The organism is Roseateles sp., from assembly GCF_036404855.1.
In the GTDB taxonomy this organism is placed as follows: Bacteria; Pseudomonadota; Gammaproteobacteria; order Burkholderiales; family Burkholderiaceae_C; genus Pelomonas.
Window position 1 is genome coordinate 1 of the sequence record NZ_DASWYS010000190.1, and the last position, 10,537, is coordinate 10,537.

The window sequence follows — 10,537 nt, forward strand, 5'->3', positions numbered from 1 at the left end:
CCGGCAGCGGCGCCAGCGCACCGCGCGGCGTCGGGAAGACGGGCGCCTCGCTCCAAGCGCGGCGCGGGTACAGCCACCACAGCAGGGCCAGCGCCAGGAGCCATCCGCCGCTCCAGGCCCAGCTTCCTTCCCCGGGCTGCCAGCCCGTCAACAGCGCCGACGTCGGGAAGCCCAGTGCCACGATCAGCCGGCGCCAGCGCTCGCGATACAGCAAGCCCAGCACAACGCCCACCGTCGCACCGGCGGCGAGTGAAACGTCAGGGCCCAGCCCCCGCAGCAACAGTTGCACCAGCCAGGCCACCAGCCAGACGAGCAGAGCCGACAGCGGCCAGGCCGTGACGAACTTCACGGCCAGGGATGGGCGGCGCGCACCGCCTCGGCTTCAGCCGCGCGGTCGGTGCCTTCCAGCACCACTGCCAGGTTGTGCGCGGCGAGGAAGCTGCCGCGGCCAGCCACGGCGCCCACCTGGTCGGAGCGCTCGCCCAGTTCAAGGCAGCGTCGCCAGGCAGCCTCGGCCATGGGCAACAGCTCGCCGGCCTGCTCGGGCCGCGTGGCAGCCAGGTCCAGCAAGAGGTCGCCCAGCGCGAAGAAGAAATCGGGCGACTCGGCGCCAGCTTCCATCTGCGTTTGCGCGAAGTCCACGGCGTCGGCATGCCGGCCGAGGCATTTGAGGGCGAACAGGCGCCGCGCCACCAGGTCCAACCACCACGGCGCGGCAGCTGCGCCCGGCTGCTGGCAGGCACGTTCGAAGGCAACCTCCGCGGCCGCGTGCTCGTCGTACACGGCGAAGTCCTTGCCGAGCTGGTAGCAAAGGTAGGCGTCCTTGGGAGCCTCTGCCAGCGCCTGCTCCAGGAGCCGGCGGTTGCGGCCGCGCTTGTCCGCCAGCCGTTCTGAAACGTAGCCGTCATGCCCCACCACCAGCGGCAGCCGGCGCACGGGAAGGTCATGCAGGGGTTGCTCGTGCACACGGCCCGCGTAGCGCACGGCACCCGGCAGCACTCGACTCAGCCAGGTGATGGCCTCTGCCTGCCGGCCGGGCGACTGGTCGAAGCGGTCGCGCAACTGCAGCGCACCAACGAAATCGGGTGGCGCGGCGCGCAGGGCCCGCAAGGCCTCGCCGCCGGCGATGAGCCATTCGTCCGCGTCCAGCACCAGGTGCCAGTCGGCCGGCGCCAGTGCCAGCGCCTGGTTGCGCGCGGCGGAGAAGTCGTCACACCAGGCGAAGTGCTCCACACGGGCACCATGCGCGCTGGCGACGCGAACCGTGTCGTCCCTCGAGCCTGTGTCGAGCACCAGCATCTCGTCCACCCAGGGACGCACGCTGTCCAGCAGCCGCGCGATGCGGCGGCCCTCGTCGCGGGCGATGACGACGAGCGCGATGCGGCGATCAGCGACGCTCACGCGCTCAGTGCATCTGAATGCCACCCGCCGCCTTGCCCTTGCCGGCGCGCGCGGGGGGGTTGCACAGGCCGCAGACGAAGTGGCGGGAAATTTCGTGGGGGTGGGTCACGAACTGGCCGTTGCACTTCGAGCAGCGGGTCAGCGTGAGCATGCCGTTGTCGACGAACTTCACCAGGCGCCAGGCCCGCGTGACCGACAGCATGGCCTCCAGGCCCTGGGCCGTCGTCTGCTCCTGATAGAGCTGGTAGGCCTTGATGACAGTGTCGATCTCGTCCATCTCCGCGGCCTTGTTCAGGTACTCGTGGATGTTCAGGAACAGGCTGGCGTGGATGTTGGGCTGCCAGGTCATGAACCAGTCGGTCGAGAACGGCAGTTGGCCCTTGGACGGCGACTTGCCGCTCACTTCCTTATAGAGGCGCAGCAGCCGCTCGTAGGACAGGTCGGTTTCGGATTCCAGCACCTGCAGGCGTGCACCGAGGTGAATCAGCTGAACGGCACGTTCGATCTGCTTGGCTTCGGTCAGGATGCTCTTGACGCGCATGGTGGGCTCCGGAATCTGTGAACTATTTGGCAGCGAGATGTCGCGAGGTCAGGCGTGCTCGTGACGGCCGGCCATCAGGATGGAAGCATGCAGGCGGGACACGCTCTCGTTCGCGCCGGGCTTGCTGTGATTGGTCAGCAGACCCCACACGAGGTCATCGCTCATGCGGAAGGCGCACAGCAGCGTGTTGCCGGAGGCAACCTTCATGATCTGCGCCGGGCTCAGCGTGCCGATCAGCGTGGCCGTGTCCTCGCTGATACCCAGGCGATAGAGCGCCTGCTCACGGTCCGCGCGGATCAGGCTCTGGGCCAGCATCAGGTAGGACAGATTGGCTTCGCGGATTTCGTTGAGGATTTGCTCGGTGTTCATCGTCGGCTCCTTGCTGGTTCAGCGTGGAACGAATTCTGAAGAGTCGAGATGCGGCGCAACATCGTCCCAATTCCACGTTTTCCGTCAGGGTTGCATCCCGGGCTTGTCAGGCAAACTCCTACAGGCCTGCTGCTGGACCGCACAATAAGAGACGCGGCCGACGAACAGGCATGCAAAACCGGGCCACGACCCGGTTTCGCCGTTTTTGGCAGCGCCTATTCTCGTGATCGCTTGTCACCCGGCGCGTTGCCGGCAAGTCCCCGAGCTCGGCTGCACACCGAGAGGATGCCTCTTGAGAAGGAGTTAGTTGCCCATGTCGCAAGGCCCTGCCCCCGCGGCGCCGTCCCACGCCGATGCCCTGGCGCAGCAGATTGCCGCCGCGCTGGCACCTGTCGAGGCTTCGGGACTGGATGCACGCGTCGCGACGCTGGAAGCCAGCAATGCCGAGTTGATCGCGTCCATCGGCGAACTGGTGGACAACATCGTCCAGCTGCGCAATGAGGACGTCCACGCGCTCGACCAGCGCGGGCAAGCCCAGGCCAAGCAGCTTGAGGAGCTGCAGGCTGCGCTCAACCTGGAGCGCAGCAGCCGCGACCTGGCCGAGGTGTCGCGCATGCATCCCAAGGAGCGCATCGTCGTCTTCGTGGGCGGCACCTATTTCGGCAACAACGTGAAGTACGCATGGCTGGCTGCGCTGGCCCAGGCGGAGGCGCTGCACGCCGAATGCTGGTTCCTGCCCATGGACGCCAGACAGGCCGAGCTGGTGGCCCAGACCGGTGGCCACTGCTTTCCAGCCAACCCAGCCGACTGGACGGCCGCACACCTGCACACCGCGTTGGCTGCGGCCGTCGCCGTCATCGACGACCATCTCCTCAACAGCAACCCCTACGCCGCCGCGCTGCTGGCCGGCGCCCGCCAGGTACAGCTGTGGCATGGTGTGTCGATCAAGGAAATCGGCTTCCGCAACCTCGCCGGGCTGGCGAACATGTCGCCGCATTTCGCGCGCGTGCTGCGTACCTGCGGCGACTTCAGCCAGTTGGTCGGCACCTCAGCCGCGCAAGAGGCCGAATTCCGCCGCTGGTTCGGCTTCCGGCATTACGCGCCCATCGGCTACCCGCGCAATGACGTACTGCTGCGCGAACCCACGGCGCAAGACCTGCTCAACGTGGACATGGACGTCTACCAGCGTGCCGCAGGCTACCGCCAGCGTGGCAAGCGCGTCTACCTCTACGCCCCCACCTTCCGCGACGGCAACCACGGCTGGATGATGGACGCCGGCCTGCCCGACCTGTCCGCGGCCATCGGCGCAGCGGGTGACCTGCTCATCGTCAATCTGCACCCGGTGGAGCAGCCGCTGGTGCCCAAGCTGGCCGAGGTGCTGCCGCTCGTCAGTTTCGTTCGCTCGCGCAGCGATGCCTACCCGCTTCTGCGCCTGGCCACGACGCTGATCACGGACTACTCGTCCATCATGTTCGACTACCTGCTGCTGGACCGCCCCGTGCTGCTGTTCCGCCCAGACCACGCGGCCTACACGACAAAATCCCGCCAGCTCTTCGACGCCAAGCTCGCGACGCCGCCCGGCCCCGTAGCCGGGACGGTGGGCGAACTGCTGAAGCTCGTCAAGGCGCAGAAGGAGCCCACCAGTTCCGCTGCGGCCCGCCACGCGCTGCGCGACGCACTGCATGACCGGGCGGACGGCGATGCTGGCCAGCGCCTGCTCGCGCTGATCGCCCAGGAGCTGGACGCTGCGTTGGGGAGACAGTGATGTCCGAGCCGTCGACCGCCATCACTTACGGCACCTACGACCTCTTCCACATCGGCCACGTCAACTTGTTCCGCCGCATCAAGGAGCGCTGGGGCCGGCTGATCGTGGCCGTCTCCACCGACGTGTTCAATGCGCAGAAGGGCAAGCGCTCGGCCGTGCCCTTCGCCGACCGCATCGAGCTGGTGCGCGCCTGCCGCTACGTGGACCTTGCCATCCCCGAGACCTGCTGGGAGCAGAAGGCGGACGACATCCGCCGCCATCACGTGCAGGCCTTCGTGATGGGAGACGACTGGCTGGGAAAATTCGATGAGCTCAAGCCGCTGTGCGAGGTGGTCTACCTGCCACGAACGCAAGGGGTGTCGAGCTCGGAGCTGAAGCAGTACATCCGGGAATAGGCATGCCAGAACCGGACGCTTCCCGTTTGTACATTGCGCATTGACCCCTGCGTCGCGCGAGCTGGTTTTCAATGGATCACACACTGTTTGCCCCCATCGACCCGGACATCCCCGGCCTGCTGCGCCAACTGCAGGAACAGCTGAGCCAAGGCGGCCAGGGCGCGCAGCTGGGTGACACGCTGCGGGCCATCGGACCGACGCGCTGGCTTGCCGCACCCGTGCTGGTCGGCGCGGTGGCGATCGGCGGCGTCGACCTCGCACACGCGCTTCTCATGGCCGCAGCGCCGGGCGCCACGCAGGCACAGCGCGTCGAGGCGCTGCGTCTGGCCTTGACCGGCGTGCTCGACGCACCGGCCGGTGCATCCGCGGACTTCACCGCCCAGGCCGCGCAATGGCTGGTCGGAAGCTTCAGCCTGGACGATGGCGTCGAAGTTTTGCAGGAGCGGTTGCGGGCGGAATTTCTGGTCGCGCACGGGCCGACCGAGCAACTGGCCGAAGCCGTGCGCGTGACCCTGCGCCTGAAGCGCTGGGCTGCGGCACTGCGCGGCTTGGAGCGGTTGCGCGAAGCCCTGCCGAACGGCTTCCCCCGCAATGCCTATGGCCTGGCCTCGGTCTGCCTGCATCACCTGGGCCGCTACGCCGAAGCGGACCGCTGGGTGGCCGAGGGCCTGGGCGCCGACGCCAAGGTACTGGCCGTGCCGCCCGTACAGGCAGAAGCCGAGCTGCTTCGGCGCTGGGGCGACAGGGCTGCCACGCCGGTGGTCACAATCATGTGCCACACGTACAACCATGAGCGCTACATCGAAACGGCGATTCGCAGCTTTTTGGCGCAGGACTGCGAGTTTCCCTTCGAGATCGTCATCCACGATGACGCTTCCACCGACGGCACGGCCGACATCATTCGCGCCTGGCAGCAACGCTACCCGACCATCATCCGCCCCATCCTGCAGACGGAAAACCAGCTATCCCAGGAAAGCCGGCGCCCCTTCGACATCGCACTGGCGGCCTCGCGAGGCGAGTTCATCGCCTGCTGCGAGGGCGACGATTACTGGATTGAGCCGAGCAAGCTGCAACGCCAGGTTTCGCTGTTGATCGCGAACCCGGACCTCTCGTGTTCCGCGCACAACTACTACCTGTTCCACGAGGCCGGCGCGGCGGTGCGGCTGTGGTCGGCCGGCGCGCGCGACTTCCGCCTCTCGCGGCAGCAGCTGATGTCCGTAGAGATGCTGGTCTGGGGACTGTCGCTGGTGTTCCGCAAGACCTTCGACAAGCTGCCCCCGGAGCGCTCGCTGAGCGCATTCGGCGACCAGTTCCTCATCTCCTACCTCGGCACCTTCGGAGCTTGCGCCTATCTGGACACGATGGTCGGTGCCGTGCGGCGCGTGAACGAGTTCAGCGCCTGGATGCCCCTGCCCGACGCCGAGAAGGAACGACGCCGCGTCAAGACGTGGGTGGCGATCTTGCGTCTGCAGGAGCGCCTGGGCAATACGGAGGCAGCGACCGCCATGCTGGCCAAGATCAACGCCTCCAAGCTAGACGACCAGGTCAGGCAGAGCCTGCTGAATGAATCCCGGACGGATCAGATGGCGGAAGCCTCCTGATCCGGCATCAGATGACCGACGACGCACCGCGCCTGCTCGACCTCCGGCACAGCACCAACCATCCGCTGTCACTGCGCTACAGCGAGATGTTCAGCCAGGCTCTGCTGGAAGGGCGGTTCGAGCACGGCCGCACGCTCGCCCTGTCCCTGGCCCAGCCGACACCGTTCGTCGACGCCGCCCGCAGCGCCCTGGCCCACGGGCTGGATCGGGCCGACACCCTTGACGTCATGAGCGCCGTGCTGCGGGCCTACTACGAGGCCGTGCAGCCCGCAAACGCGGCCCAATGGCTGGATATCTCACCAGACTCCGCGCTGGCCGCCGAGCCACCCTGGGCTGCGGTATTGCCCTGGCGCGCCCGCACGGTCGCGTCCTATCGCCAGGTCCACGAAGACGCAGCGCTGGTCGAGAACCGCTCGGTCGGCTGGGACGTGGGCATCTCGGAGGGCTGGCTGCCCTGCGGCCCTGTCAGCGAGCGGAAGATCCGCATCGAGGCCGAGCGCATCCTGCGCGTGCTGAGGCTCATCAAGGAGAACGGCTACATCCGCTCCGATGAGCCAGACGGCGATATCCGCGTCACCGCGCTCGTGGACGAAGCCCATGCCTGGCGGTGGCTGGTCTCTGCCGGCAGCCACCGGGCGGCCGCCGTGGCGGCGCTGGGTTACGAGTCCATCCCCGTGCGGGTCAACCTGGTCATCAGCCGTGGTGATGCGCCGTTCTGGAAACATGTCGTCGAAGGCCTGTTCTCCCTCGACGAGGCGCTCGCCGTGTTCGACCGCATTTTTGACGGGCATCCCAACCGGGTCGCTCAGGGCTGGCATGCCGCCGCCCGCTCTTGAAGGAAATCGAATGTCCATCAGCCAAGAAGACGCACTGCAGTTGAAGGCCATCCTGGCCCGCCACGCCCGGGAAGGCGATCACAGCGGCTATCGCGCCCTACCTGAACGCTTCAACGCGCCGCTGGCGGGCACGCCCGACGAAAGCCAGTACCGCTACTACGAACGCGAACGCTTCGCCTTCTTCACGCAGCATGTGGACTTCAGCGGCAAGCGCTGCCTGGACATCGGCTGCAACCACGGCTACTTTCTCTTCAGTCTGCTCGACGTCGGCGCGCGCAAGGTGGCGGGCTACGAGGGCCAGACGACCTGCGGCGAATTCGTCGAAACCGCCATCGCCAAGGCCCAATGCCGAGACCAGTTCGCGTTCTTCAACGAGTACTACCAGTTCGGCGACGACCCGCAGCGATACGACGTGGGCCTGCTGCTCAACGTGCTTCACCACCTGGGCGGCGTCTATGGCACTGGCGAGCTCGGCATGGCCGAGGCGAAGCGCGAGTTCCTGGACCAGCTCAACCGGATGAGCACTCAGGTCGGCACACTGATCTTCCAGCTGGGCTTCAACTGGAAGGGTGACCCCAAGCTAGGCCTGTTCCCGCATGGCACCAAGTCCGAGATGATCGAGTTCGTACGTACCGGCACCAACGGGTACTGGCAGATCGAGCAGATCGGTATCGCCGAGAAGGGGGCCGACGGGCGCGTCAGCTACCAGGCTCCCAACGATCGCAACATCGCCCGGGACGATTCGCTGGGCGAGTTCCTGAACCGGCCGCTGTTTATCCTGCGGTCCCAACGGTTCACGGCCGCATGAGCGCCGCGCCGCGCATCCGGATGCCCGTGCAGCGCCTCAACGCGCTGCTGGAAGCGCATCGGCACGTCGGACCATCAGTCGACTTCGACGTGCTGAGGGAGCTGGGCTTCTTCATCGTCCGCAACGCGTTGCCGGTCGAGGTCTGCACCCGGTACAAGGACGTGTACGACCGCTACAAGGCCAGCAAGGATTTCGACCGCACTCCCTTCCACCTGACCGAGGTCAAGTTCGATCTGCAGCACTCACTGGCCGGCATCCTGAAGGAGCCGGCCTTCCTGGCGCTGGCGGCCCAGTTCTTCGGCGGCGACGTGGGGCTGTACAACATCCGCATCGTTAAGAAGGATGCGACGGACGTCGCGCCCGTGTTCCTGCATCAGGACATTGGCTACCACCACGGGTCGTTCCAACGCTATTCGTTCTTCGTGCCGCTGACCGAATGCAACCAGGCCAACGGGGGCTTGACCTTCTTTCCCGGCACGCACAAGTTCGGCTTTCTCGGCGATGCCGGTGGCCTGCACGACGTGGCACCCGCGGCACTGATGCGGCCGACGCCCTCGGTTCTTCCGGGTGACGTGATCGTCATGGATTCGGCGCTGTGGCATCGCTCCGGTCCGAACGAGACACAGGCCGAGCGCGTCTACTACGACCTCCACATCAATCACGCGGACGATCCCGCCAGTCAGTACCCGATCTGCGGCGGCCGCGAGGTGAACGACTGGGCAATCAGCTACGACCCCGACTTCCTGTTCGAGAACTCACGCACGCAGCGGCTGCGCGCGCTCTACAAACAGCTCGAAGCACTGCAGGCCCAGTCCACTGACTGAGGGCAGACCACCAAGGAATCCCGATGTCCGCCTCCACGCCGATCTACGTCACCCAGCCCGATCTGCCCCCGCTGGAAACGTTCCTGCCCTATCTGCAGCAGATCTGGGACAGCCGAGCACTGACCAACGGCGCCAGCTTCCATCGTCGTTTCGAGCAGGCGCTCAGCGAGTACCTCGGCGTGCCGCACGTCTCGCTGTTCACGAACGGGACCCTCGCGCTGGTAACGGCGCTGCAGTCCCTGCGCGTCGCCGGCGAGGTCATCACAACGCCGTACTCCTTCGTCGCCACGGCGCACTCGTTGATGTGGAACGGCATCAAACCCGTGTTCGCCGACATCGACCCGGTAACGCTGAACATTGACCCCGCCAAGATCGAGGCGCTGATCACCCCGCAGACCACCGCCATCATGCCGGTGCACTGCTACGGCACCCCCTGCGACGTGGACGCAATCCAGCGCATCGCCGACGACTACAACCTCAAGGTCATCTACGACGCAGCCCATGCCTTCGGCATCCGCCGCCAGGACGGCGGCAGCGTCCTGACGCACGGAGACCTGTCGGTGCTGAGCTTCCACGCCACCAAGGTGTTCAATACCTTCGAGGGCGGCGCCATCATCAGCCCCGATGCGCGCAGCAAGCAGCGCATCGACCATCTGAAGAATTTCGGCTTCGTCAACGAGACCACCGTCGTGGCCACCGGCATCAACGGCAAGATGAGCGAGTTCAACGCAGCACTGGGCCTGCTCCAGCTGCAGCATGTCGGCCACGCAATCGAGCGCCGTGCCGAAGTGGAGCGGCACTACCGGGAGCACCTGGCCGACGTGCCCGGCCTGGCCATGCTGCAGGAACCTGCAGGCGTGACCCGCAACCATTCCTACTTCCCGGTGATGGTGGGACCGGGCTTCCCGCTCTCGCGCGATGCGCTGTACCAGCGCCTGCGCGACGCCGGCATCCTGGCGCGGCGTTACTTCTATCCGCTGATCTCGGAATTCTCGATGTATCGCGGCCTGCCTTCGGCGCGGCCAGACCTGCTGCCCGTGGCGCACGAGGCGGCGCGTCAGGTGCTGTGCCTGCCCATCTACCCGGCACTGACGCAGGCCGATCAGGATCGGGTGATTGGTCTCATCAGGGGCTGAGCCCCACCACGCGGCATTGAATGGCATGGCAGAGCATTCGACGTGCAGACCCTGGCTGATGGGGCCGCTGGCCGATGGCGCCGCGACCGCTCGCTCAGCGCGGCTCGGCCAGTGCTGCGTTCAGCCGCGCGAAGAACCCGGCGTACGGACCCAGCCGCGAGGCGCGCGCCAGCCTCGACGGGTCGTCGCATGCCGCGATGAGGCCGGGCAGGCTGTGGTAGCTGAACGCGCGGTCCTCCAAGGCCACCGGCACGGGCCGTGCGCGACCGGCCAGAATGCCGGCCAGTTGCAGCTCGAACAGCCGCTGGCAGGTCGCCAAGGATTGGCGCATCACGTCCGCAAACCCGTCGTCCGCGCCGATGTCGAAATCCAGCTGCGCGACCACCGGTCCGGTGTCGACCTTCTGTCCCGGCAGCAATTCATGCAGCGTGGCCCCATACCGCGCCTCGCCGCGGCAAAGGGCGGCGAAGATGCAGACCTCGGCGATGCCGCGGTAGCGTTGCACCAGGCCGTTGTGGATGTTGAAGAAGCGCGGGCCGCAACGCAACAGCTCGTCCGCAAGCAGATGGGCGTTGTTGATCGAAAACACGACGCCGTCCGCCACCTGCGCCAGCAATGCGGGCAGGTCCTCGCCAGGCTGCTCGCCGACGGTGACCTTCACGCCACGTCTTTCGAGCCGCTTGGCGGCGGCATCGCCGGGCGGGCAGTACACACCGTCGACCCCGTGGCCGGCGCGCAGCGCGAAATCGACCGCCTGGTAACACAGGGCGCCGGAACCGATGAAGAACATGATGGATGGAGAAGGTTGACGATGCTGCGAAACGAGGGCCGAACGAGGGCCGGCCTGGCCCGCGGGCGTCG

General features: G+C 66.7%; 11 protein-coding genes and 1 pseudogene. 7 read left to right on the forward strand and 5 right to left on the reverse strand.

Going from position 1 to position 10,537, the window contains the following annotated elements; all coding sequences use genetic code 11:
- From VGF12_RS12695 to flhD, 4 genes and pseudogenes are all read right to left on the reverse strand, one after another.
- A pseudogene (locus tag VGF12_RS12695) lies at positions 1 to 349 on the reverse strand (class I SAM-dependent methyltransferase); the annotation flags it as partial.
- On the reverse strand, positions 346 to 1,401 hold the full coding sequence (locus VGF12_RS12700) for a glycosyltransferase family 2 protein (RefSeq protein WP_331176403.1): 1,056 nt from the start codon (positions 1,399 to 1,401) through the stop codon (positions 346 to 348). The pseudogene VGF12_RS12695 and the gene VGF12_RS12700, both read right to left, overlap by 4 nt.
- 4 nt (positions 1,402 to 1,405) lie before the next feature.
- Positions 1,406 to 1,942 (reverse strand): flagellar transcriptional regulator FlhC, encoded by a 537-nt coding sequence (flhC, locus tag VGF12_RS12705; RefSeq protein WP_331176404.1) that lies wholly within the window; start codon positions 1,940 to 1,942, stop codon positions 1,406 to 1,408.
- Between the two features lie 48 nt (positions 1,943 to 1,990).
- Positions 1,991 to 2,311 carry a flagellar transcriptional regulator FlhD gene (gene flhD, locus VGF12_RS12710; RefSeq protein ID WP_293501748.1) on the reverse strand — a complete coding sequence of 107 codons (321 nt, stop codon included), beginning with the start codon at positions 2,309 to 2,311 and terminating at the stop codon, positions 1,991 to 1,993.
- A 313-nt stretch (positions 2,312 to 2,624) separates the two neighbouring features.
- Between flhD and VGF12_RS12715 the strand changes: the two genes are divergently transcribed.
- The 7 genes from VGF12_RS12715 (at position 2,625) to VGF12_RS12745 (ending at position 9,676) form a co-directional block, all read left to right on the forward strand.
- Positions 2,625 to 4,076, forward strand: coding sequence for a CDP-glycerol glycerophosphotransferase family protein (locus VGF12_RS12715; protein ID WP_331176405.1), 1,452 nt, complete (start codon positions 2,625 to 2,627; stop codon positions 4,074 to 4,076).
- Positions 4,076 to 4,471, forward strand: a complete 396-nt coding sequence (locus VGF12_RS12720; RefSeq protein ID WP_331176406.1) for an adenylyltransferase/cytidyltransferase family protein — start codon at positions 4,076 to 4,078, stop codon at positions 4,469 to 4,471. The genes VGF12_RS12715 and VGF12_RS12720 overlap by 1 nt, the downstream gene beginning before the upstream one ends.
- 71 nt (positions 4,472 to 4,542) lie before the next feature.
- Positions 4,543 to 6,072, forward strand: a complete 1,530-nt coding sequence (locus tag VGF12_RS12725) for a glycosyltransferase (RefSeq protein WP_331176407.1) — start codon at positions 4,543 to 4,545, stop codon at positions 6,070 to 6,072.
- A gap of 11 nt (positions 6,073 to 6,083) precedes the next feature.
- On the forward strand, positions 6,084 to 6,908 hold the full coding sequence (locus tag VGF12_RS12730) for a hypothetical protein (protein WP_331176408.1): 825 nt from the start codon (positions 6,084 to 6,086) through the stop codon (positions 6,906 to 6,908).
- A 10-nt stretch (positions 6,909 to 6,918) separates the two neighbouring features.
- On the forward strand, positions 6,919 to 7,716 hold the full coding sequence (locus tag VGF12_RS12735) for a hypothetical protein (protein WP_331176409.1): 798 nt from the start codon (positions 6,919 to 6,921) through the stop codon (positions 7,714 to 7,716).
- On the forward strand, positions 7,713 to 8,540 hold the full coding sequence (locus VGF12_RS12740) for a phytanoyl-CoA dioxygenase family protein (RefSeq protein ID WP_331176410.1): 828 nt from the start codon (positions 7,713 to 7,715) through the stop codon (positions 8,538 to 8,540). The genes VGF12_RS12735 and VGF12_RS12740 overlap by 4 nt, the downstream gene beginning before the upstream one ends.
- 23 nt (positions 8,541 to 8,563) lie before the next feature.
- Positions 8,564 to 9,676 carry a DegT/DnrJ/EryC1/StrS family aminotransferase gene (locus tag VGF12_RS12745; protein WP_331176411.1) on the forward strand — a complete coding sequence of 371 codons (1,113 nt, stop codon included), beginning with the start codon at positions 8,564 to 8,566 and terminating at the stop codon, positions 9,674 to 9,676.
- A 94-nt stretch (positions 9,677 to 9,770) separates the two neighbouring features.
- Here the strand turns inward: VGF12_RS12745 and VGF12_RS12750 are convergent.
- On the reverse strand, positions 9,771 to 10,537 hold a 767-nt coding region (locus VGF12_RS12750; protein ID WP_331176412.1), incomplete at its 5' end, for a formyltransferase family protein.

Excerpts from the sequence above, each read along its gene's own strand:
- VGF12_RS12715 (WP_331176405.1), top strand. The coding sequence starts at position 2,625 with ATGTCGCAAGGCCCTGCCCCCGCGGCGCCGTCCCACGCCGATGCCCTG.
- flhD (WP_293501748.1), bottom strand. The coding sequence starts at position 2,311 with ATGAACACCGAGCAAATCCTCAACGAAATCCGCGAAGCCAATCTGTCC.
- VGF12_RS12730 (WP_331176408.1), top strand. The coding sequence starts at position 6,084 with ATGACCGACGACGCACCGCGCCTGCTCGACCTCCGGCACAGCACCAAC.
- VGF12_RS12735 (WP_331176409.1), top strand. The coding sequence starts at position 6,919 with ATGTCCATCAGCCAAGAAGACGCACTGCAGTTGAAGGCCATCCTGGCC.
- VGF12_RS12745 (WP_331176411.1), top strand. The coding sequence starts at position 8,564 with ATGTCCGCCTCCACGCCGATCTACGTCACCCAGCCCGATCTGCCCCCG.
- VGF12_RS12740 (WP_331176410.1), top strand. The coding sequence starts at position 7,713 with ATGAGCGCCGCGCCGCGCATCCGGATGCCCGTGCAGCGCCTCAACGCG.
- flhC (WP_331176404.1), bottom strand. The coding sequence starts at position 1,942 with ATGCGCGTCAAGAGCATCCTGACCGAAGCCAAGCAGATCGAACGTGCC.
- VGF12_RS12720 (WP_331176406.1), top strand. The coding sequence starts at position 4,076 with ATGTCCGAGCCGTCGACCGCCATCACTTACGGCACCTACGACCTCTTC.
- VGF12_RS12725 (WP_331176407.1), top strand. The coding sequence starts at position 4,543 with ATGGATCACACACTGTTTGCCCCCATCGACCCGGACATCCCCGGCCTG.